Origin of the sequence: Streptomyces sp. NPDC052042 (assembly GCF_044548345.1) — a bacterium.
In the GTDB taxonomy this organism is placed as follows: Bacteria; Actinomycetota; Actinomycetes; order Streptomycetales; family Streptomycetaceae; genus Streptomyces.
The window spans coordinates 217,650-239,731 of the sequence record NZ_JBIUBU010000010.1 but is presented as its reverse complement, the minus strand read 5'-3'; the positions used below and the strand labels follow the sequence as shown (position 1 = coordinate 239,731).

Below are 22,082 nucleotides of genomic sequence, written 5' to 3'. Positions count from 1 at the left end.
CGACGGTGTGGGCACGGCAGGCGGCGGGGTGACCGGGGCGACCCGGTCACCGCTCCGCATGGGCCCACCGCACTACCGTGCGTAGTCACCCACCAGCTCCGCACCCGAGGCGTGCTCGCCGCGTTCCGTGATCTCGCCCGCGACCCAGGCCTCGACTCCGCGGTCGGCCAGTGTGGTGAGGGCCACATCCACGGACTCTGCAGGGACGACGGCGATCATGCCGACGCCCATGTTCAGCGTCTTCTCCAGTTCCAGCCGTTCGACCTGTCCGACCGTGCCGACCAGGTCGAAGACCGCGCCGGGCTTCCAGGTCGAGCGGTCCACCGTGGCGTGCAGACCGTCGGGGATGACCCGGGCGAGGTTGTTGGCCAGTCCACCGCCGGTGACATGGCTGAAGCCGTGCACCTCCGTCGTGCGGATGAGGGCCAGACAGTCCAGCGAGTAGATCCGGGTGGGCTCCAGCAGTTCCTCGCCGAGGGTCCGGCCGAACTCCTCGACCTCGCGGTCCAGCGCCCAGCCGGCCCGGTCGAAGAACACATGGCGAACGAGTGAGTACCCGTTGGAGTGAAGACCGGACGACGCCATGGCGATGACCACGTCACCCTGGCGGATGCGGTCCGGGCCGAGCAGCCGGTCGGCCTCGACCACGCCCGTACCGGCGCCCGCGACATCGAAGTCGTCCGGCCCCAGCAGCCCCGGGTGCTCGGCGGTCTCGCCACCGACCAGGGCGCAGCCCGCGAGGACGCAGCCCTCGGCGATGCCCTTGACGATCGCCGCGACCCGCTCGGGGTAGACCTTGCCCACGCAGATGTAGTCGGTCATGAAGAGCGGTTCGGCGCCGCAGACGACCAGGTCGTCGACGACCATGCCGACGAGGTCGCGGCCGATGGTGTCGTACACGCCCATCTTGCGGGCGAGGTCGACCTTGGTGCCGACGCCGTCGGTGGCGGAGGCGAGCAGCGGACGCTCGTACCGCTTGAGGGCGGAGGCGTCGAAGAGCCCGGCGAAGCCGCCGAGGCCACCGAGGCCCTCGACCTCGGGACGGCGGGTCTTCTTCACCCACTCCTTCATCAGCTCGACGGCGCGGTCGCCGGCCTCGATATCGACGCCCGCTGCCGCGTAGGAAGCACCTGTTGTCTCAGACATGGCCTGGGATCTTTCGTGTGGAGATACGGGGCTGGTGGGCCAGGGGGTACGACCGGCCGTCACGGACGACGCAGGGCGTCGGACGCGGCGGTCGCCGCAGGGCCTGCCGCCAGCTCGGTCTCCAGCAGTTGCTTGCCGAGCAGCTCCGGATCCGGCAGCTCCATCGGGTACTCGCCGTCGAAGCAGGCACGGCAGAGGTCCGGCTTGGCGATCGTCGTCGCCTCGACCATGGCGTCGAGCGAGATGTACGCGAGCGAGTCCGCGCCGATCGACGCGCCGATCTCCTTGACCGACATGCCGTTGGCGATCAGTTCGGCGCGGGTCGCGAAGTCGATGCCGAAGAAGCAGGGCCACTTGACCGGCGGGGAGGAGATCCGGATGTGGATCTCGGCGGCGCCCGCCTCGCGGAGCATCCGGACCAGGGCGCGCTGGGTGTTGCCGCGGACGATCGAGTCGTCGACGACGACGAGGCGCTTGCCCTTGATGACTTCCTTGAGCGGGTTCAGCTTGAGGCGGATGCCCAGCTGGCGGATGGTCTGCGACGGCTGGATGAAGGTCCGGCCGACGTAGGCGTTCTTGACCAGTCCGGCGCCGAACGGGATTCCGCTGGCCTCCGCGTAGCCGATGGCGGCGGGGGTGCCGGACTCCGGGGTCGCTATGACCAGGTCGGCCTCGACCGGGGCCTCGGCGGCCAGTCTGCGGCCCATCTCCACCCGGGAGAGGTAGACGTTGCGCCCGGCGATGTCGGTGTCGGGGCGGGCCAGGTAGACGTACTCGAAGACGCAGCCCTTGGGCTTCGCTTCCGCGAAGCGCGAGGTGCGCAATCCGTTCTCGTCGATGGCGATCAGCTCGCCCGGCTCGATCTCGCGGACGAAGCTCGCGCCGCAGATGTCGAGCGCGGCGCTCTCCGAGGCCACCACCCAGCCGCGCTCCAGACGGCCGAGGACCAGCGGGCGGACGCCCTGCGGGTCACGGGCGGCGTAGAGGGTCTGCTCGTCCATGAAGACGAGGGAGAAGGCGCCCTTCACGTCCGGGAGCACCTTCGCGGCGGCCTGCTCGACCCCGAGCGGCTTGCCGTCCTCGTCGGTCTGGCCGGCGAGCAGCGCGGTCACCAGGTCGGTGTCGTTCGTCGCGGCCACCTGGGTGGCGCGGCCGTCCGTGCGGGGCAGGTCCGCGACCATTTCGGCGAGCTGGGCCGTATTGACCAGATTGCCGTTGTGTCCCAGGGCGATCGAGCCGTTGGCGGTGGCGCGGAAGGTCGGCTGCGCGTTCTCCCACACGGAGGCACCGGTGGTGGAGTAACGGGCATGGCCGACGGCGATGTGACCCTGAAGAGATCCCAGGGAGGTTTCGTCGAAGACCTGCGAGACCAGTCCCATGTCCTTGAAGACCAGGATCTGCGACCCGTTGCTCACTGCGATGCCCGCGGACTCCTGTCCACGGTGCTGCAGGGCATACAGTCCGAAATAGGTGAGCTTGGCGACCTCTTCGCCGGGAGCCCAGACACCGAAGACGCCACATGCGTCCTGGGGGCCCTTCTCTCCGGGGAGCAGGTCGTGGCTGAGTCGTCCATCACCACGAGGCACGCCACCGAGTGTAGGCGAGATCGACCACTGGTCCGAATTCGGGATATGGCCGTGGGCCATCGTGGAAGCGCTTCCGGAGGCGGTCCCGGCACCCTCCCACTCGGTCACGGAGCGTGTCCGAAGGGGCGGCGCGAGGGGGGCACGGGACAGGGTAGGGATCGGCCACGGGACGGCGGTTGCGCGGATCAACGCGGCGATACCAGCGATTTCCGGCCACCCGGGGCTGGTGCTCCGTCGGGCCGGATGGTGGCGCTCGGTGAACCGGCCGATGGCCCACCGGGGAACCCGGCCGAACGCGCGTTTCGTGGCGAGGCTCACACCGGAACGGGTCGTGTCGCCCGGTCGGCGGGGGTGCGGGGCCGTGTCTCACCGCTCGGCGCGTCCGGCCGGGCCGCTCACCGCTGCGCCTCTTCGCCCTCTTTCTCCGTTCGAAGCCGACCGGTTTCTCCGTTCGGAGCCGGCCGGTCCCGGGTCGGCTCGGTCCACCCCGGTCGCATCGGCCGGCCCCGAACACCGGTCGGCCGGCCCGTTCAGCCCCTCAACCTCTCAGAGGTAGAAGCGTTCCGGGTCGCTCAGCCCCTCGGGAACACGGAGGTTCCGGGCCGCTCAGTCCCTCTCAGAGGCAGAAGGGGGGAGAGGTCGGCACGCTCGCCGCTCGCGGCCACCCGCGCGGCGTCGAGGGCCCGCGCCCATTCGGTACGGCCGGTGGCGAGCCTGATCCAGGTGAGCGGGTCGGTCTCGACGACGTTGGGCGGGGTGCCTCGGGTGTGCTTGGGGCCCTGCACGCACTGGACCACGGCGAACGGCGGCACCCGCACCTCGACCGAACCGCCCGGTGCCTTCTCCGCGAGGGCGTCGGCGAGCAGCCGCGTGCAGGCGGCGAGCGCCTGCCGGTCGTACGGGATGTCGAGGCCGGCCGCCTCGTTCAGATCGTCGGTGTGCACGACGAGCTCGACGGCGCGGGTCACGAGATAGTCCGTCAGCCGCATCGTCCCGACCCCCGTCGGCACCGGCCGTTCGCCGCCCGCGCGGGACACCAGCGCCTCGAACCGTGCGGCGGCCTCCCCGAACAGTCCGTCCAGATCGGAGTGCTGAGCGGCGAGTGCTCGGGCCTCGGCGACGAGGTGCCCGGCCCGGTCCGCGGGCGAGAGCGGCCAGGCGAGAAGCGCCGCACCGGCGCCGGACTTCGGCGGGGCGGGCTCGGGCTGTTCCAGTTTCCGCGCGACCTGCGAGAGCGTCAGGACCACATGGGCGGCGAGTTCACGCACGCTCGCCCGCTCGCCGAGCCGGGTCGGCAGGGAGAGCTGCTCGGGCGTCAGCGTGCGAACGGCCTCCCGGACATGCGTGAACTGAGCCAGGACCGCATTGCGGGTCCGGACCGGGTCATAGCGGCGGGCGCGTTTCTGGGACGGCGGCATGCCCGGGAGCCTACGGCCTGCGGCCCGGCGCACGGGATCCTCCGGCCCGCCGGCGGACCGGACACGGGGGGCGGGGGCGAGGGCCGGGGCGACGGGCGCCTCAGTGCCGGATCGCGAAGTCGCCCAGGCCGTGTGCGAGCAGGTCGAAACCGCGCTCGGCGAGGGTGGCCGCGTCCCCGGCGATCGCGTCCGCCGCCTCGCCGGCCAGCAGCCGCAACTGGTTCGCGTGGATGAGGGAGTTGCGGGTGCTGATCAGCTGGGCCGCCGCGACCCGGGCGATGGACGGCTCCTGCGCCTCCTCCACCAGGACCTCGGCGAGCAGCTCGTGGGAGCGCATGGAGAGCGCGTGCGCGCGGATGATCAGGGCCGGCGTCTCCTGGATCAGCCGGCGCACGGTGAGCACCATGGGCAGGTCGCTCATGCCGACCGAGGGATCGCGGTGCTCGATGGCCTCCAGGAACTGCCCGCGCACGGCGGACAGGGCGGACTCGCCGGGAGCCCGCTCTCGTACTACCCGCGCGACATCGCCGGTGTGCTCCGCCATGGGCGCGAGGACCAGGTCCTCCTTGCCTCCGAAGTAATTGAAGACCGTCATCTTCGACACCTCGGCCGCCTCGGCGATCTCGGCGACCGACACCTTGTCGAAGCCCCGCTCGGCGAAGAGTTCGGTGGCCGCGGCCAGCAGACGGTGACGCGTCCGGAGCTTCTTGCGCTCCCGCAGGCTCATCCCCTCGGTCATGCCGTCACTTTACCAGGATGAAATTTACACCGAGAGTAATTATTGCCTCAGTAAATACCATTTCGCGCGCCTCCGCGGGCCATGTGCGGACGTTCTCCCCGCACGCCGCGGGCGCGTACGGCCCGGCGCGGACCACGGGGCACACGTACGGGCCCATGGGCCGCGGCCCCGCCCCGGACCGAAACGGAACGGGGCGGGGCCGCGGCCTTCACGGACGGACCTCCGTCAGGCGAGCAGGGCCGGAATGGTCTCCTCGTGCGCGGTGCGCAGCTCGCTCAGCGGGATGCCGAACTCGCCCTGGACCTCGATCCCGTCACCGTCCACGACACCGATCCGGGTGGCGGGCAGACCGCGGGCTCCGCACATGTCGTTGAAGCGGAGCTCCTCGCTGCGCGGCACGGAGACGATCGCGCGCCCCGCCGACTCGGAGAAGAGGAACGTGAACGCGTCCAGACCGTCCGGTACGACCAGCCGGGCGCCGTTCCCGCCGCGCAGGCAGGACTCGGTGACCGCCTGGATCAGACCGCCGTCGGAGAGGTCGTGCGCCGCGTCGATCATGCCGTCGCGGGAGGCCGAGATCAGGATCTCGGCGAGCAGCTTCTCGCGCCCCAGGTCGACCTGGGGCGGCAGGCCGCCCAGGTGGCCGTGGACGACCTCGGACCACGCCGAGCCGCCGAACTCCTCACGGGTCTCGCCCAGCAGGTAGAGAAGCTGGCCCTCCTGCGCGAAGGCGACCGGCGTGCGCCGGCTGACGTCGTCGATCACACCGAGCACGGCCACGACCGGCGTCGGGTGGATCGCCGTCTCACCGGTCTGGTTGTACAGCGACACATTGCCGCCCGTGACCGGTGTGCCCAGCTCCAGACAGGCGTCCGCGAGACCGCGGGTGGCCTCGGCGAACTGCCACATGACGTCCGGGTCCTCCGGCGAGCCGAAGTTCAGGCAGTCCGAGACGGCGAGCGGCTTGGCGCCCGTGGCGGCGACGTTGCGGTACGCCTCCGCCAGCGCGAGCTGCGCGCCGGTGTACGGGTCGAGCTTGGCGTACCGGCCGTTGCCGTCGGTCGCCATGGCCACGCCCAGGTTCGACTCCTCGTCGATCCGGACGATGCCGGCGTCCTCGGGCATCGCGAGCACGGTGTTGCCCTGCACGAACCGGTCGTACTGGTCGGTGATCCAGGACTTCGACGCCTGGTTCGGGGAGGCGACCAGCCTGAGGACCTGCTCGCGCAGCTCGGCGCCGCCCGCCGGGCGGGCCAGCCTGCCCGCGTCGTCCGCCTGGAGCGCGTCCTGCCAGGACGGGCGGGCGTACGGACGGTGGTACGTCGGGCCCTCGTGGGCGACCGAGCGCGGCGGGACGTCCACGATCTGCTCGCCGTGCCAGAAGATCTCCAGACGCTCGCCCTCGGTCACCTCACCGATGACAGTGGCGATGACGTCCCACTTCTCGCAGATCTCCAGGAAGCGGTCGACGTGCTGCGGCTCGACGATCGCGCACATGCGCTCCTGCGACTCGCTCATGAGGATCTCCTCGGGCGAGAGCGAGGAGTCGCGCAGCGGCACGGTGTCCAGCTCGACCCGCATGCCGCCGGATCCCGCGGAGGCCAGCTCGGACGTGGCGCAGGAGAGCCCGGCGCCGCCGAGGTCCTGGATGCCCGCGACGAGCTTCTCCTTGAAGACCTCCAGGGTGCACTCGATGAGGAGCTTCTCCTGGAACGGGTCGCCGACCTGGACGGCCGGGCGCTTGGCGGGTTTGGTGTCGTCGAAGGTCTCGGAGGCCAGGACCGAGACGCCACCGATGCCGTCGCCGCCGGTGCGGGCGCCGTAGAGGATCACCTTGTTGCCGGGGCCGGACGCCTTGGCCAGGTGGATGTCCTCGTGCTTCATCACGCCGATGCAGCCGGCGTTGACCAGCGGGTTGCCCTGGTAGCAGGCGTCGAAGACGACCTCGCCGCCGATGTTCGGCAGCCCCAGGCAGTTGCCGTAGCCGCCGATGCCCGCGACGACGCCCGGCAGGACGCGCTTGGTGTCGGGGTGGTCGGCGGCGCCGAAGCGCAGCGGGTCGACGACCGCGACCGGGCGGGCACCCATGGCGAGGATGTCGCGGACGATGCCACCGATGCCGGTCGCCGCGCCCTGGTAGGGCTCGATGTACGAGGGGTGGTTGTGCGACTCGACCTTGAAGGTGACCGCGTAGCCCTGGCCGACGTCGACCACACCGGCGTTCTCGCCGATGCCGACGAGCATCGCGTCGTTGGCGGGGGCCTTCTCGCCGAACTGCTTGAGGTGGACCTTGCTGCTCTTGTACGAGCAGTGCTCGGACCACATCACGGAGTACATGGCGAGCTCGGCGCCGGTGGGGCGGCGGCCCAGGATCTCGCGGATCCGGGCGTACTCGTCCTCCTTGAGGCCGAGGTCCTTCCAGGGCTGCTCGACGTCCGGGGTCCCGGCCGCGTGCTTGACCGTATCCAGGCTCATGCGTTGACCAGCTTCTTGATGATCGAGGTGAAGAAACCGAGTCCGTCGGTGCGGCCGGTTCCGATCAGCGGCTCGACGGCGTGCTCCGGGTGCGGCATCAGGCCGACGACGTTGCCCGCGGCGTTGGTGATGCCCGCGATGTCGCGCAGCGAGCCGTTCGGGTTCTTGTCCAGGTAGCGGAAGGCGACCCGGCCCTCCGCCTCCAGCTCGTCGAGCACGCGCTCGTCGGCGACGTACCGTCCGTCCATGTTCTTGAGCGGTACGGAGATCTCCTGGCCCGCGGAGTAGTCCGAGGTCCAGGCGGTCTCCGCGTTCTCGACGCGGAGCTTCTGGTCGCGGCAGATGAAGTGCAGGTGGTCGTTCCGCAGCATCGCGCCGGGCAGCAGGTGCGCCTCGGTCAGGATCTGGAAACCGTTGCAGATGCCGAGCACCGGCATCCCCGCACGGGCCTGCTCGATGATCGTCTCCATGACGGGCGAGAAGCGGGAGATCGCACCGGCCCGCAGATAGTCGCCGTACGAGAAACCACCGGCCAGGATGACCGCGTCGACCTGGTGCAGGTCCTTGTCGCGGTGCCACAGCGATACGGGTTCGGCACCCGCGACGCGTACGGCCCTCAGGCTGTCCCTGTCGTCGAGCGTGCCGGGAAAGGTGACGACTCCGATACGAGCAGTCACTTGGACTCCTCGGCCTTCTCCACCTTCACGGAGAAGTCCTCGATGACGGTGTTGGCGAGGAAAGTCTCAGCCATCTCGTGAATGCGGGCGAGGGCGGCGTCGTCGACCGGCCCCTCGACCTCCAGCTCAAAACGCTTTCCCTGACGTACGTCCGCGATTCCCTCGAAGCCGAGACGGGGCAGTGCGCGTTGCACCGCCTGTCCCTGCGGGTCGAGGATCTCGGGCTTGAGCATGACGTCGACTACGACGCGTGCCACTGGCACTCCCGTGTGGTGTGGTGCGACTGGTTCTCCGGGGGGCTCCCCTGACCCCCGCAGCTTCCCTCAGCGTACCCGGCCTGAGATTCTACGCGGGTAGACATCCCGGACGCCGATCACGGTGTGATATTGGCCTCGACAACCCCGGGGAAAAATCTGCGAAAAGATTCCTCACCGAAGACACACATAGAAGGCTGACACGCGGAGACAATTGGCTCGACTTCACAATGCGGCGCCGACCGCTGTACAAATGATTACCGGGGAATGCAGTATTGCCCCTAAACAATCGACACCGGTCGGCCGAACAGTCGATACCGGTCGACTCGCATCCGCTCGGCGGGCTCACATCCGCCCGACGAGCGGAAGGCCGACATCGGCGCGTGTCAAACGCGCCGACGCCGCAGGAAAGGACCGATATCCGTGGCTCAGCGCGTAGTGGTCACGCTCTCCGACGACATCGACGGGGGATCCGCGACGGAAACGGTCATCTTCGGCCTGGACGGGAAGTCGTACGAGATCGACCTCAATGCGTCCAATGCAAAGAAACTGCGCAAGGCGCTGGCACCGTACGTGTCGGCGGGCCGAAAGCAGACGAGCACCGGCAAGCGCGGCAGGAAGCCCACGTCGTACCGGCACACCTCGCTCGAGCCCGACCCGGCGGCCGTGCGCGCCTGGGCCCGCTCGCACCAGATGGAGGTGCCGGCCCGCGGCCGCATCCCCAAGAAGGTCTACGAGGCGTTCCGCGCGGCCGGCTGAGCGGCGGGCGTCCGCACCGCCGCGCCCGGCCGTGCGTCCGGGTGGCCGCCCGTGTGCCCCGGTCCGGCGGTGGGCCCCGGCTTCTCGGCACAGGGCCCGTTCGAACAGACTCCGGTCCGAGCGATCACCCTGGCCCGTACGGGCCAGGGTGATCGCTCGGACCTGGGTGAGCGCTCGGACCGAGGTGAGCGCCGACCGGTGCAGGCATCCGCGGCTGGGCGTCCGCCCTGCCCTGCGGACACGCGGGCAGGGGCTTGCCAGGCCGCCGCCCCGGACCCGCTCACCCACCCGTTCAGCTGCCTGCCCCGGGCGAGGCCCGCGCCCGGGGCGGCCGTTCCGGCCCGCTCGGGCACCGCCGCATGATCACCGACTTGCGCTCCACCCCCACAGGTCGGCTAAAGTCTGGAGCACGCCGAGGGGCAAGGCCAAAAAGCCAAACCCCAAGCAGCGTGCGGGTGTAGTTCAGTAGTAGAACATCCCCCTTCCAGGGGGAAGGCGCAGTGTGCAATTCCTGTCACCCGCTCTGCCTCACTCCTACCGACCATTGCGATGGATCAGGTAGAGTGGTGGTCACATCGCACGGAAGTACTCCCTGTGAGGAGTATGATGAGCGAAGCAATGCGGACGTGGCTCAGTTGGTAGAGCATCACCTTGCCAAGGTGAGGGTCGCGAGTTCGAATCTCGTCGTCCGCTCTTGATGAAAATGAGGGCCCCGGTCAAAATCGACCGGGGCCCTCTTCGTGCTCTCTTCTCAAGAAGCCGTCGGCTCCGGTCAGGAATCGGCTGATCCGGGTTTACCGGTCCTGAGAGCACACCGGTCAACGGGCCGCCCGGCGCCGGCCCGCCCCGGCGCAACGCCATGACGTTTGTCATGAGCAGTGATGACAGCGCGCACTGCTCGCGGTGAGGACCCGGCGGAAGTCTGTAGGCATGAGGAGAGACCGCAACGAGGCCGCCGCCCGCCCAGGCAGCGGCATGGCAGACATCACAGCCCGCCCGGACGCCGGGCCCCTGGGCGAACCCGCCGCCGACTCCGCTCCCGGGCCCATGACCGGTCCTGCGGCTGCCCCCGCGATCGATCCCGGGACCGGTCCCGGGGCCGACTCCGTGATCGAGGCCCGCGAGGTGCGACGGCGCTACACCGGCGGCTTCGAGGCCGTGGGCGGTATCTCCTTCTCCGTCGGGCGCGGCGAGCTCTTCGCTCTGCTCGGCACGAACGGCGCCGGAAAGACCTCCACCGTCGAGCTCCTGGAGGGCCTGGCCGCTCCCGACGGCGGCACCGTGCGCGTGCTCGGCCACGACCCGTACCGCGAGCGCGCCGCCGTCCGGCCGCGGATCGGGGTGATGCTCCAGGAGGGCGGCTTCCCGTCCGAGCTGACCGTGGTCGAGACCCTGCGGATGTGGGCGGGCTGCACCAGCGGCGCCCGGCCGACCGGGGAGGCGCTGGACCTCGTCGGGCTCGCCCATCGGGCGCGCGTACGGGTCAAGCAGCTCTCCGGCGGCGAACGGCGCCGTCTGGACCTCGCGCTGGCGCTGCTCGGCCGGCCCGAGGTGCTGTTCCTGGACGAGCCGACCACCGGACTGGACGCCGAGGGACGGCGCGAGACCTGGGAATTGGTACGGGAACTGCGCGACGGCGGGACCACCGTCCTGCTCACCACGCACTATCTGGAGGAGGCGGAGAGCCTCGCCGACCGGCTGGCGATCATGCACCGGGGGCGGATCGTGACGGCCGGTACGCCCGCCGAGGTGACGGCCGCCCGCCCCGCCCGCATCCGTTTCGAACTGCCCGAGGACGTACCGGCGGCCCGGCTCCCCCTGGGGCTGCGGGCGGCCGCCCACGGGCGCCTGATCGAGATCCGCACCCATGCCTTGCAGGACTCGCTCACCGAACTACTGCTCTGGGCGCGGCAGTCGGACGTGCGGCTGCACGGGCTCGACGCCCGGTCGGCCTCGCTCGAAGAGGCGTTCCTCGACATCGCGCAGAGCGTGTCGGAACCCGAGACACGGAAGGCGGCTGCCGCATGACCGGCACGACGACGGCTGAACGGCGCATGACGACCGAGCGAGGCACGACGGTCGACCGGCCGCGTACGACGACGGTGGGGCGGCTGTGGGCGCTCGGGCAGGCCGAGCTCGTCCTCCTGGCCCGGAACCGGACAGCGGTCTTCGTCGCGCTGCTGGTGCCCCTGGCGATGGTCCTGGCGATGAAGACGACGCTGGAGCGGATCGACCTGGGCGGGACCGGGCTGACCGTCACCGGGATGGCGCTCACCGGAGGCATCGGCATGGTGCTGATGCAGGTCGTATACATGAACCTGGTCGCCGCGTACGTCGCGCGGCGCGAGGACCTGGTCCTGAAGCGGCTGCGCACGGGCGAGGTCACCGACTGGGAGATCCTCACCGGGACGGCGCTGCCGTCGGTCGTGCTGGCGCTGGTGCAGACCGCGCTGATGGTGCTGGCCGGTGCCGCGGCCTTCGGTCTCGGGGCGCCAAAACGACCGGAGCTGTTCATCGCGGGCATGCTGTCGGGGTCGGTCCTGCTGGCCGCCCTGGCCGCCCTCACCTCCGTGGCGACCCGGACGGTACAGACCTCGCAGATCACCACCCTGCCGCTGTTCCTCGTCTCGATGATCGGCTCGGGACTCTTCGTACCGCTGGAGGTGCTGCCGGACCGGGTGGCATCCGTGTGCGAACTACTGCCGGTGACCGGTGTGATGACGCTCGTGCGGGCGGGGTGGCTGGGCGGGGTCGACGGGTCCGACCTGCTCAGGGCCGGAATCGCCGCACTGGCATGGACCGTGTTCGCCGTGTTTGCTGTGCAGCGGTGGTTCCGTTGGGAGCCCCGACGCTGACGAAGGATTCACCGGCGGAGGACGGCCGTAGGGATGCGTGTACGGGATTGGCGACACAGCTGGCGGCAACGCAGCAAGCTGGAACGGATCGACCTGTATTACCGGGTGACCATCTCGGCGATCCCCTGGGTCTTCACCCTGTCGTGGGGAGGCCTGCCTTTCACCGTGGAACTCCGCCATACGCCGGTGGCGAAGGCGCTGGGTGCCGTGTTCCTGCTGCTGAGCCTCGCGCAGTGCGTGCTGAGCACCCGGAACGTTCGGCCCTCGTGCCTGCACTATCTCGGGGCCGCCCCCTTCCCCCGGCGGCGGCAGTCGACACCTCTGGCGCTGATGCTGCTGAGCCTGGGAGTGCTGGCGGCACTGGTCGGCCTGGACGGGCTCGGGACGGGCGGACTGGTCCTGATGGTCATGATCATCCCGTTGCCGTTCGTGATCAACCAGGTCGTGCTGGTCCGGGTCCGCACCTTTCTGCTCCAGTCGCTCGCCCTCGCCGCGCTGAACGTCGGCGTGTTCGCCGCGGTGGGGGTGCGGGGCGGCGTCCTGGCCGGGATAGCGCCCGCGACGCTCTTCGGAACCCTGCTGGTCCTGGTCTCCGTACGGCCGAGTGTCTGGAGTCTGAGCGTGATGTGGCAGGCCGAGGAGGCCCGGGATCTGCAGGCGCGACTGGCGGTCGCCGAGGAGCGGCTGAGGTTCGGGCGGGACATGCACGACGTCCTGGGCCGGAACCTTGCCGTGATCGCGCTGAAGAGCGAGTTGGCGGTGGAGCTGGCGCAGCGCGGCAAGCCGGCGGCCGTGGACCAGATGGCCGAGGTGATGCAGATCGCCCGCAGATCCCAGCAGGAGGTGCGGGACATCGTACGGGGATACCGGGAGGCCGACCTGGCGACGGAACTGGCCGGCGCCCAAGGGGTGTTGAAGGCGGCCGGGATCGGTTGCGAGGTGACGGGGGAACTGAGCGCCGAACTGCCCGCGCCCGTACGGTCGGCGCTCGGCTGGGTCGTACGGGAGGCGGCGACCAATGTGCTGCGCCACGGCGACCCTCGGCACTGCACGATCCGGCTGCGGACGACGGTGGACGACGTGGTGCTGGAGGTGGAGAACGACGGGGCGCCGCCCTCCTCCGACGGAACGGGCGGCTCCGGGCTGGCCGGGCTGCGGGAGCGGCTGCGCGCGCTCAACGGCTCGCTGGACGCGGGCCCGGCGGGGGGCGGGGTGTTTCGGCTGACGACACACATCCCGCTCTCTGCCGCCTCTTCCCCGACTTCTCCCTCCGCCTCCTCTGTCGTCTCTGTCTCCTCTGTCGTCTCTGTCTCCGCTGTCTCCCCTGCCGCCTCTGCGGCTTCTCCCCCCGCTTCGGCTTCTTCCTCTTCTGATTCTTCGGCTCCTTCTCTCGCTGCCCCTCCGTCTTCCCGGGTCTCGGGCGCGGCTTCAGGCACGGCTTCAGGCACGGCTTCAGGCGCGGGCGGCTGTTCGGGCACGGAAGGGGGCCCGGATGTGGGCGAGGACCTTGTGGAGGAACGACGATGACGGCCGTACGGGTGCTGCTCGCGGACGACGAGCATCTGATCCGGGGCGCCCTGGCCGCGCTGCTCGCCCTGGAGGACGACCTCGTGGTGGTCGCGGAGGCGGCGACCGGTCCGGAGGCCCTGGCCATGGCGCGGGCCCATCGCCCCGATGTGGCGGTCCTCGACCTTCAGATGCCGGGCGCCGACGGTGTGAATGTCGCCACATCCCTGCGGGCCGAACTGCCCGGCTGCCGCACGATGATCGTGACGAGTCACGGGCGGCCGGGGCATCTGAAACGGGCGCTCGCGGCGGGCGTCCGGGCCTTTGTGCCGAAGACCGTCAGCGCCCGGCAGCTGGCCGACATCATCCGCACCGTGCACGCCGGAAACCGTTACGTGGACCCGGAGTTGGCGGCTGACGCCATCTCCGCCGGGGACTCGCCGCTCACCGCGCGCGAGGCCGAGGTGCTGGAGCTGGCGGCCGACGGGGCACCGGTCACGGAGATCGCCGAACGGGCCTCGCTGTCCCAGGGAACGGTGCGGAACTACCTCTCGGCGGCGGTCTCGAAGCTCGGCGTGGAGAACCGTCATGCGGCGGTGCGTCTCGCACGCGAGCGGGGTTGGGTATAGTGGTGCTCGCGCTTCGGCGCTCGCGGACGTAGCTCAGTTGGTAGAGCGCAACCTTGCCAAGGTTGAGGTCGCCAGTTCGAACCTGGTCGTCCGCTCGGTTGAAGGAGAAGCCCCGACCTCTCGGTCGGGGCTTCTCGGCGTTCCGGCCCAGGTGCGTTCCGGTCCGGGCGCTTTCTGCCCGGGACGCCTTCCGGTTCTGATGTGGCGCGGCGGGTACCCGGCCGGTGGCCGGGTACCCGGCTGCTCACTTCCAGGCAGTACCGGTGAGGAGTTCGTACGCCTCCAGGTACTTTGCCCGGGTCGCGTCCACGATCTCCTGGGGAAGCGCCGGGGGCGGCTGCTCGCTCCCGCGGTCCCAGCCCGAGGCCGGCGAGGTCAGCCAGTCCCGGACGAACTGCTTGTCATAACTGGGCTGGGACCTGCCCGGCTCCCAGTCGGCGGCGGGCCAGAAGCGCGAGGAGTCCGGCGTCAGCACCTCGTCCGCGATGATCAGCTCCTCGCCGCCGTCGGCGGTGGGGGCGAACCCGAACTCGAACTTCGTGTCGGCGAGGATGATCCCGCGCTCACGCGCGATGTCGCGGGCCCTGCCGTACACGTCCAGCGTGGCGCGGCGCAGCTGGGCGGCGGTCTCCGCACCGACCTGCCGGGCCACCTCCTCGTAGCTCACGTTCTCGTCGTGGTCGCCGACCGCCGCCTTCGTGGCGGGGGTGAAGATCGGCGCGGGGAGTTCCGAGCCGTCGGCGAGGCCCTCGGGGAGCGCGAGACCGCAGACCGTGCGGGACTCGTTGTACTCGACGAGGCCGGAGCCGGTGAGGTAGCCGCGGGCCACGCACTCGACCGGAACCATCCGCAGCGACTTGCAGACCAGCGTGCGGCCTTCCCAGTCGGCGGGGGCTCCGGCGGGTACCTCCGTGGACAGGACATGGTTCGGGATGAGATCGACGAGCTGGTCGAACCACCACAGGGAGAGCCGCGTGAGGACGCGGCCCTTGTCCGGGATCTCGGTGGGCAGGACCCAGTCGTACGCGGAGATACGGTCGCTGGCGACCATGACGAGGTCGCCCGCCTCGTTCTGGTACAGGTCACGCACCTTGCCGGTGTGGAGGTGGGTGAGCCCCGGAACCTGCACGGGATTGGGTTTTTCTACGAATCCGGACACGCTGCCTCCGCGTAGGTTGATCCAGGAGTCGTTCCGATTCTCCCGTATCGGGGTGCGGTGGGGTGGAGCGGGGGCATGCGGGCGGATGAGGCATCCGGGGGACGTGCGCGGGATTGCGGTACGGGGCGGGGGCGACGGGCGTCGGCCTGCGAGGCGCGAGGCCGCCGGACGGACGGTCGGTGGTACTGCGGGGGGCGTGCGGGCACTGGCGGGACGCGCGGGCGGTGCTGGGAGGCGTGCAGGCGCCGGCAAGACGCGCGGGCGGTGCTGGAAGGCGTGCAGGCCCCGGCCGGGCGGGGCGGACGGGCGGCGCTGGGAGGCATGCGGGCGGGGCCCCCGTCTCAGTCCCGTTTGCAGATGCGGTCCAGGAGATTGGCCGTGGCTCGCTGGATGCGGGGGTCCACATGGCCGGGACGGTCCAGCGCCGGTGACCAGGCGAAGGTGCCGGAGGCGAAGACGAGCGCGCCGGACGGGGCCCGGTACAGCGAGGTCTCCTGGTGGCGGGTGGCCCCTTCGCTGTCCTGGTACGGGGAGTGGGCGAGCAGGATGCGGCTGTCGTGCTCGGGGAGTGCGGTGCGCGGAAAGTAGCGGTCGGCCTCGCCCGCGACCAGTCCGTCGATCTCGTCCCCTTCCCCCGCACCCGTCGCCTCCCACAGCCAGTGCTCGGCGTTCCGTACGACGAGGGGGTGCGGGTCGGGGACCCGTCCGGCGTACTGGATGCCCAGGAGCTGCTGTTCGGGGCGGTCGATCTCGCGCCAGAGCACGGGTTTTCCCGGCCCCTGGCGCTTGCGGCAGATGAGCAGCCGGTCCGGGACCCCGGACGCGGACGGGGCGAGGTTGACCTGCCAGTACATGGTGTTGGCGGAGAGGAAGACGAGCGAGGTACCACCGTCGCGGGCTTCCTCCGCGGTGCGGCGCATGGGCGCCGACCAGTACTCGTCGTGGCCGGGGAAGATCAGTCCCCGGTAGCGGCTCGGGTCGATCCGACCCGCGTGCAGGTCACGGGTCTCGGCGTACGCGACGTCGTAGCCGTATCGCTCGGCCCAGCGGATGAAGTCATAGGCGTGGCCGACGTGGAGCGGCAGACCCGCGCCCGCGTAGGGGCGGTCGAAGGAGACGGTGACCGCGGCGTCCTCCTCGCCCAGGAGGCGACCCCGCCCGTCCCAGGCGTGGTACAGGCTGGCGCCGGTGCGCCCGTCCTCCGGGTAGAGGTTGTACGCCTGCCAGGTGACGTCCGGGAGGACCAGCAGCAGATCGGCCGGGCGGTCGTCGCGAATCGTGAACGGGATGTGGGAGCGGTACCCGTCGGCCGTGGTGAGCACGGCGACGTACGCGCCGATCGACCAGTACGTGGGGATCTGCAACCGCCACGACTGCCACCAGTGGTGGCAGGAGACCGTGCGGTCGGCGGTGAGCGGGGCGGGCTGGACGATGCCGGGAAGCCGGGGACTCGTGGTGACCTTGGCGGCACCGTCGCCGCCGTAGTGGCCGATGCGATAGATGTCCACGGAGAACTGCTGCGGCGGGTCCACGGTGATGTGGAAGTCGATCGCCTCGCCGGGGGCGGCGGCGCCGGTGGAAACGAAGCCCTTGATCTGGCGGTGCACGTCGTCGGCCGTGCGGGTGCCGCCGTCGGTGGAACGGGCCAGGGTGGGATCCGCGTACCAGGGAACCATGTGCCCGGTGTCGTCGAAGTAGTTCTCACTGCCGCGCAGCCAGGGCAGGGGCCCTTGGCCGAAAGGATCCGAGACGGCGTGCGCCAGGGCACCCGACTCCCATCGACGAATGTGCTCGGCCCCCATACCGCTTCCCTCCCTCGGTCCCCCGCGACAACAGTGGGACTGTTTGACCGGCCGCCGCTGCCGGTCGGCGGCCGTCCGCCGATGACCACCGGCCGTTGGGCCGTCGTCTGGACCGTCGCCCCTTGGCCGTTGGCTTCGGCCCCTGGCCGTCGGTCCGCTCCCCGACCGTTGTCCGCGGATCGCCGGTCGCCCGTGCTCCCGTTCGCCGTTCACCATGTCGACCGTCAGCGGTGGTCGATTTCGGACGTGCGTCATCGACGCACCGACGGTGACGCACCGACGGTGACGCGCCGACTGTCAGCGTCGATCCCCAGCACATCACATAACGCATGCACTCCATCACCGTTCGTCGCGAATTGACGTGAACGGAACGTACACTTCCGAATTTTGAGGCATCGACACACCGAACCACGATGGATCGGATGGCATAGATGCCGTAGATGGCATAGGTGACATAGATGCCATAGACACACCAGATGTCCCAGAAATCGCAGGCATCCTGGATGCCACTGATGCCTCAGATGCCATTGATGCCCTCTGCGTCGGGCGAGGTGTTGCTGAACCGACCCCTCACCGGGGCCGGGGGCACGGACGAGACCCGGGTACGGCAAGCGCCGCAGGCGGGGGGATTCACGGTCGGGCGCTCGCGGTCGGGGAGGCTCAGTCGGGGCGTTCGCGATCGGGGGCTCAGCCGGGGCGCTCGCGGTCGGGGCGTTCAGACGAGTCGGACGGGCTTGTCGGTCCGAACGCCGACCGAGGCCAGCCAGGAGCGCAGCGGCTCGGCGTCCCCGTCCTCGACCAGGCTGAGGACGGGGCCGCCCAGGTCCGCCCGGCGCGCGCCGTCGACCAGCAGGGCCGGGCCGTCGAGCCAGTCGAGGCCGGGGGTCGCGCCGGCCGTGTCGACGGCGGCGCAGCAGACCATCGCCGCGACATGGTCGGCGAGCAGCTCCGTACCCGTGCGATGCGGCAGGAGCGGGAAGAGCGGGAGGGGTACGGGCCCCCAGGAGCCCAGGACGTCCCCGCCCACGTTGACGCCGCCCGGGGCGCCCGGCGATGTCGGCGCGGCGGCGGACGGGGGGCTGCGCCGGGCCGCCGCCTCCTCCCGGGCCACCTCGGCACTGATCCCGGCCGCGAGCTCCTCGCCGTCGTCGTCCCGGCCGGCCAGATACTCGACGACACGGGCCAGCGTGGGCACCCCGGCGTCGGCGGGGAACGCGGCACGGTCGGGGCCGGAGGCACCGGCCGTACCGGGGCCCTTGACAGATCCGCCGACCGGGCCGGGGCTTCCCGCGAAGCCGCCGACCGGGGCGGAGCCCCTGGGAATGCCGGGGCTGCTGGGGACGGGGCCGCGCCTGCCGCCGACGGCTGCCGGGGCGGGTACCGTGCGCATCGAGTCCAGGCCGTCCAGGACACGGTGCAGCCGGGCCGCCTCGGTACGCCATTTCCGGTCGACCACCTCTTCCGGGTACTGCTGCCAGTCGACCGGCGACCAGCCGGGACCGGACTCCGCGGGTCCGCCGTGGAACAGCCGGGCCGCCAGCAGCGACGTCGCCTCGTCGGCCGCACCCGGTTCTTCCAGGAGGTCGCAGGCGGGGCGCTCGCCGAGCCGTGAGCTGAAGTCGTCGGCGAGCCGGTCGCGTCGGGACAGCTCGGTGAGGGCGGACACCACCCCCGCGTCCAGCCTGGACGGCCAACGGCCCATCTGCCACGCGGGCAGCGCGACCCGCGTCAGCAACCGGTCCCAGCCCGCGTACGCGAGGCCGACCTGCTCCTGGGCGACGATCCGCAGGCCGTAGTCCACACCCTGTGCACGGGCGGACGCAGCGGCGGCGACGCCCCGTTCCATCTCCGCCGCGTGGCCTTGGCAGCTGCGCAGCAGCAGCCGGGCGATCCAGCCGACGACGGCACGGGGCGCTCTCCGCACCGCGGACAGCGGCCCGGCGACCGGCGCGGCCGCATCGGCGACCACTCCGTCCAGCCCTCTGACGAAGCGGCGCGCCGCCGCTATGTCGGGGTGCGCCGAAGGACCCGTACCCGCGACGACCGGGGCGAGGACCGCCCGTAGCTCCGCGACCCTCATCCACCACAGGAACGGCGAACCGATGACCAGCACAGGAGCCGTCCGAGCCTCTCGGCGGCCCCGGAGCGCGGCCCGGTCCCGGGCGTCGGCGGCCCGCTTCGCGGAACGCGCCCTCCCCGCCGTGTCGGGGCGGGGCGGAGGCTGCGCCGAGGGGTGGGTGCGGTCCTCCAACCAGCTGTCGCAGTCGGGCGTGAGAGCTATCGCCGAGGGCGCGGGAACCCCCAGGCGATCCGCGAGGTCACCGACGAGGCGGTAGAGATCGGGGGCGGCCTCCTCGGCGAGCGGAACGATCGGGCTGACCGCCGGTCTCGCCCGTACGATCGCGACGGCGACCACCGCGGCGACCACCAGCACGACAACCGCGCAGGCGCTGACGGTCCAGCGGGCCACGTCCCATCCGCTGCCGACGGCGTGGCCCTGCGTACCCGCGGCGAGCAGCACGACGGCCACGGCCGCCGGAAGGATGGCTGCCGCGGTGGCTCTGTTGCGGATGCGCAGCAGAGCGAGAGCTCGGGCACGCGCACTCCGCGCACCCGGCTCCTCACTGGCACCGATACCGGACACGGCCGGACTTCACCCCCTCTGCCCCTGCGGCGGTGTTGGTCACTCCCCCACTGTGGCACTCGTCACTGACATCGCAATGCCAGTGGGCCAAGTGCCGGAACGCCTGCGCCGCACCCTAGTTGGGGTGTCGGCGCGCGTCAGCCGGATAGCTCAGCCGTCACTCGATGGAATGGCTTTGGGCAAAGGTGCTGGCATGTCGTCGATCTTGGCAGTGGTGTGTCAGTGGCTGAAAAGCGAAACCGGGAAACGACGGCGGGCGGGGGCGGCTGAGAGGCCGGATGCGGGAGACGAGGAGCCGGAAGCGCGCATGTTCCGTACGCGATTCGTGCCACTGCGTACGGGGGTCGGGCCACTGCCGACGAGGGGCGTGCCACGGTACGCGGACTGTGCCGGGGTGAACGGACTGTGCGGGGGTGTGGGCGGACTGTGCGGGCGGGGGCGCCCCCGGGTGGCCGGGCAGGGTGAGACGGGTACGGCCGGTCGCCGGGCCCGGTCCCTGCAACCGGCCGTACCCAGGACGCACGCGCCGACGGCCACACGTTCCGGGTACGGCCTTCACCGACCGTGCGCAGGCGCCGTCAGCCGCCCCTGGGGCTCAAGTGCCCCTGGCGGCAGCGGGGCGGTGCCGTGCCAGGGGCCTGTGCCCCGGCCCTCGGCCAGGAGGCGCCGTGCCGGTCCGGCCCCGGCGCCCAGCCCTCGCGGCCGGCCCCTCGGGACCAGGCCCAAGAAGCAGGCCTCCGACATCGGGTCCCGACCACAGGGCCCAGCACGGGGTCTGGGCATCGAGTCCCGACCACGCCGTCCGGCACGGGGTCCGGGCATCGAGTCCCGGCATCGAGCCCCGGCACGGGGGCCGGGCACAGGACGCCGGAATCAGGCTCCCGGCTCAGGCTCCCGCGGCTTTCCGGGCGATGTCCGTACGGAACTGCGCGCCGTCGAGCCGGATCCGGGACACCGCCGCGTAGGCGCGCTCGCGGGCGGCAGCGAGGTCCTTGCCGGTCGCCGTCACGGACAGCACTCTGCCGCCCGCACTGACGACCGTGTCACCGTCCTGCCGGGTGCCGGCGTGCAGGACGTACGCGTTCGGGGCGTCCTGCGCCGCCACGTCGTCGAGTCCGTGGATCGGGTCCCCCGTCCGCGGAGTGCCCGGGTAGTTGTGCGAGGCGACGACCACGGTGACGGCGGCCTCGTCTCGCCAGTTGAGCGGCGGCAGTTCGTCGAGGGTGCCGTTGGCGGCGGCCAGCAGCACGGCGGCCAGTGGGGTCTTCAGACGGGCCAGGACCACCTGTGTCTCGGGGTCGCCGAACCGGGCGTTGAACTCGATCACCCGGACGCCGCGCGAGGTGATCGCGAGGCCCGCGTACAGCAGCCCGGAGAACGGGGTGCCACGGCGGCGGAGCTCGTCGACGGTCGGCTGGAGCACCGTCTCCAGGACCTCGTCCACCAGCTTGGGATCGGCCCACGGGAGCGGCGAGTACGCGCCCATACCGCCGGTGTTCGGGCCCTCGTCGCCGTCCAGGGCGCGCTTGAAGTCCTGAGCCGGCTGGAGCGGCAGCACCGTGGTGCCGTCCGTGATCGCGAACAGGCTGACCTCGGGACCGTCGAGGAACTCCTCGATGACCAGGCGGTCACACGCCAGGGCGTGGGCGCGGGCCGCCTCGACGTCGTCGGTGACGACGACGCCCTTCCCGGCGGCGAGACCGTCGTCCTTCACCACGTACGGGGTGCCGAAGGCGTCGAGGGCGGCATCGATCTCGTCGGGGGTGGTGCAGACGTAGCTGCGGGCGGTCGGCACACCGGCCGCGGCCATCACGTCCTTGGCGAACGCCTTGGAGCCCTCCAGCTGGGCCGCCTCACCGGACGGGCCGAAGCACGGAACGCCCGCGGCACGCACGGCGTCGGCGACACCGGCGACGAGCGGCGCCTCCGGGCCGACGACCACCAGATCGGCGCCCAGGCCGGTGGCGAGGCGCGCGACGGCGTCACCGTCGAGGATGTCGACCGGGTGGAGTTCGGCCACCTCCGCGATACCGGCGTTGCCGGGAGCGCAGTACAAAGCGGTGACGTCGGAGTCGAGGGAGAGAGAGCGGCACAGGGCGTGTTCGCGGGCGCCGCCGCCGATGACGAGGACCTTCACGGGGTGCAGCCTAGTCGCCGGGGCGCGGCGGCCTTGACGGGCGCCGCTCCGTGGACACACCGGGCAGCGTGACGCGAAGCGGGCCGCCCTCGGAGCCGTCCGCGTCGAACGGACACCGGCGCCGTGGGACGGGGGCCGCGCCCCATGCCCCCGTCGTACGGAAACGGCCCCGCCGCCACCCGCCCGCGCGTCCGCCCACCCGCCCGCCGCGCGCGCTCACCGGCGTGCATCCGCCCGTCCTCTCGCCGGCGTGCCCACCGTCGCGCAGCCGCCGCTCCGCTCTTGCTCACCGCCGC

The 22,082-nt window shown here is 71.3% G+C and carries 16 protein-coding genes and 3 tRNA genes; 8 read left to right on the top strand and 11 right to left on the bottom strand.

Translation table 11 applies throughout. From position 1 onward, the window contains the following. Window positions 1-72 precede the first annotated feature (72 nt). The 7 genes from purM to purS all read right to left on the bottom strand — a co-directional run bounded on the left by purM (window position 73) and on the right by purS (window position 8,298). Window positions 73-1,146, bottom strand: coding sequence for a phosphoribosylformylglycinamidine cyclo-ligase (gene purM / locus ACIHCL_RS19080; protein ID WP_399863137.1), 1,074 nt, complete (start codon window positions 1,144-1,146; stop codon window positions 73-75). A gap of 59 nt (window positions 1,147-1,205) precedes the next feature. After that, the gene (gene purF, locus ACIHCL_RS19075) at window positions 1,206-2,732 is read right to left on the bottom strand and encodes an amidophosphoribosyltransferase (protein WP_399863135.1); all 1,527 of its coding nucleotides are present in this window, start codon (window positions 2,730-2,732) and stop codon (window positions 1,206-1,208) included. A gap of 572 nt (window positions 2,733-3,304) precedes the next feature. Continuing rightward, window positions 3,305-4,150, bottom strand: coding sequence for a sterol carrier family protein (locus ACIHCL_RS19070; RefSeq protein WP_399863133.1), 846 nt, complete (start codon window positions 4,148-4,150; stop codon window positions 3,305-3,307). A gap of 100 nt (window positions 4,151-4,250) precedes the next feature. Further along, window positions 4,251-4,889: a TetR/AcrR family transcriptional regulator gene (locus tag ACIHCL_RS19065; protein WP_399863131.1), complete on the bottom strand. Its 639-nt coding sequence runs from the start codon at window positions 4,887-4,889 to the stop codon at window positions 4,251-4,253. Window positions 4,890-5,114: 225 nt separating this feature from the next. Continuing rightward, on the bottom strand, window positions 5,115-7,364 hold the full coding sequence (gene purL, locus ACIHCL_RS19060; protein ID WP_399863129.1) for a phosphoribosylformylglycinamidine synthase subunit PurL: 2,250 nt from the start codon (window positions 7,362-7,364) through the stop codon (window positions 5,115-5,117). Next, entirely contained in the window at window positions 7,361-8,041 is a 681-nt protein-coding gene (gene purQ / locus ACIHCL_RS19055; protein ID WP_399863126.1) for a phosphoribosylformylglycinamidine synthase subunit PurQ, read from the bottom strand. The genes purL and purQ overlap by 4 nt, the downstream gene beginning before the upstream one ends. Next, the gene (gene purS / locus ACIHCL_RS19050) at window positions 8,038-8,298 is read right to left on the bottom strand and encodes a phosphoribosylformylglycinamidine synthase subunit PurS (protein WP_399863123.1); all 261 of its coding nucleotides are present in this window, start codon (window positions 8,296-8,298) and stop codon (window positions 8,038-8,040) included. Before purS ends, purQ begins: the two co-directional genes overlap by 4 nt. 420 nt (window positions 8,299-8,718) lie before the next feature. Between purS and ACIHCL_RS19045 the strand changes: the two genes are divergently transcribed. The 8 genes from ACIHCL_RS19045 to ACIHCL_RS19010 all read left to right on the top strand — a co-directional run bounded on the left by ACIHCL_RS19045 (window position 8,719) and on the right by ACIHCL_RS19010 (window position 14,139). Continuing rightward, window positions 8,719-9,054: an Lsr2 family protein gene (locus tag ACIHCL_RS19045; protein ID WP_399863121.1), complete on the top strand. Its 336-nt coding sequence runs from the start codon at window positions 8,719-8,721 to the stop codon at window positions 9,052-9,054. 451 nt (window positions 9,055-9,505) lie between these two features. Further along, window positions 9,506-9,577: transfer RNA gene (locus ACIHCL_RS19040), tRNA-Gly, on the top strand. A gap of 97 nt (window positions 9,578-9,674) precedes the next feature. Then, window positions 9,675-9,747: transfer RNA gene (locus ACIHCL_RS19035), tRNA-Gly, on the top strand. A 354-nt stretch (window positions 9,748-10,101) separates the two neighbouring features. Beyond that, complete coding sequence (locus ACIHCL_RS19030; protein WP_399863215.1) at window positions 10,102-11,082, top strand: ABC transporter ATP-binding protein; 981 nt, start codon at window positions 10,102-10,104, stop codon at window positions 11,080-11,082. Then, entirely contained in the window at window positions 11,079-11,909 is an 831-nt protein-coding gene (locus tag ACIHCL_RS19025; RefSeq protein WP_399863118.1) for an ABC transporter permease, read from the top strand. The genes ACIHCL_RS19030 and ACIHCL_RS19025 overlap by 4 nt, the downstream gene beginning before the upstream one ends. A gap of 33 nt (window positions 11,910-11,942) precedes the next feature. After that, window positions 11,943-13,436, top strand: coding sequence for a sensor histidine kinase (locus ACIHCL_RS19020; protein WP_399863115.1), 1,494 nt, complete (start codon window positions 11,943-11,945; stop codon window positions 13,434-13,436). After that, on the top strand, window positions 13,433-14,044 hold the full coding sequence (locus tag ACIHCL_RS19015) for a response regulator (RefSeq protein WP_399863113.1): 612 nt from the start codon (window positions 13,433-13,435) through the stop codon (window positions 14,042-14,044). The genes ACIHCL_RS19020 and ACIHCL_RS19015 overlap by 4 nt, the downstream gene beginning before the upstream one ends. A 22-nt stretch (window positions 14,045-14,066) precedes the next feature. Next, window positions 14,067-14,139: transfer RNA gene (locus ACIHCL_RS19010), tRNA-Gly, on the top strand. 149 nt (window positions 14,140-14,288) lie between these two features. Here ACIHCL_RS19010 and ACIHCL_RS19005 read toward each other — a convergent pair. The 4 genes from ACIHCL_RS19005 to purD form a co-directional block, all read right to left on the bottom strand. After that, on the bottom strand, window positions 14,289-15,203 hold the full coding sequence (locus ACIHCL_RS19005) for a phosphoribosylaminoimidazolesuccinocarboxamide synthase (protein ID WP_399863110.1): 915 nt from the start codon (window positions 15,201-15,203) through the stop codon (window positions 14,289-14,291). 341 nt (window positions 15,204-15,544) lie between these two features. Further along, window positions 15,545-17,005 (bottom strand): N,N-dimethylformamidase beta subunit family domain-containing protein, encoded by a 1,461-nt coding sequence (locus ACIHCL_RS19000; protein ID WP_399863107.1) that lies wholly within the window; start codon window positions 17,003-17,005, stop codon window positions 15,545-15,547. Between the two features lie 715 nt (window positions 17,006-17,720). Further along, complete coding sequence (locus ACIHCL_RS18995; protein WP_399863104.1) at window positions 17,721-19,649, bottom strand: hypothetical protein; 1,929 nt, start codon at window positions 19,647-19,649, stop codon at window positions 17,721-17,723. A gap of 886 nt (window positions 19,650-20,535) precedes the next feature. Then, window positions 20,536-21,786 carry a phosphoribosylamine--glycine ligase gene (purD, locus tag ACIHCL_RS18990; protein WP_399863101.1) on the bottom strand — a complete coding sequence of 417 codons (1,251 nt, stop codon included), beginning with the start codon at window positions 21,784-21,786 and terminating at the stop codon, window positions 20,536-20,538. Between the last annotated feature and the right edge of the window lie 296 nt (window positions 21,787-22,082).

Coding starts and splice junctions, on each gene's coding strand:
- purM (WP_399863137.1), bottom strand. CDS start 1,146: ATGTCTGAGACAACAGGTGCTTCCTACGCGGCAGCGGGCGTCGATATC.
- ACIHCL_RS19070 (WP_399863133.1), bottom strand. CDS start 4,150: ATGCCGCCGTCCCAGAAACGCGCCCGCCGCTATGACCCGGTCCGGACC.
- ACIHCL_RS19065 (WP_399863131.1), bottom strand. CDS start 4,889: ATGACCGAGGGGATGAGCCTGCGGGAGCGCAAGAAGCTCCGGACGCGT.
- purL (WP_399863129.1), bottom strand. CDS start 7,364: ATGAGCCTGGATACGGTCAAGCACGCGGCCGGGACCCCGGACGTCGAG.
- ACIHCL_RS19030 (WP_399863215.1), top strand. CDS start 10,102: ATGACCGGTCCTGCGGCTGCCCCCGCGATCGATCCCGGGACCGGTCCC.
- ACIHCL_RS19025 (WP_399863118.1), top strand. CDS start 11,079: ATGACCGGCACGACGACGGCTGAACGGCGCATGACGACCGAGCGAGGC.
- ACIHCL_RS19020 (WP_399863115.1), top strand. CDS start 11,943: ATGCGTGTACGGGATTGGCGACACAGCTGGCGGCAACGCAGCAAGCTG.
- ACIHCL_RS19015 (WP_399863113.1), top strand. CDS start 13,433: ATGACGGCCGTACGGGTGCTGCTCGCGGACGACGAGCATCTGATCCGG.
- ACIHCL_RS19000 (WP_399863107.1), bottom strand. CDS start 17,005: ATGGGGGCCGAGCACATTCGTCGATGGGAGTCGGGTGCCCTGGCGCAC.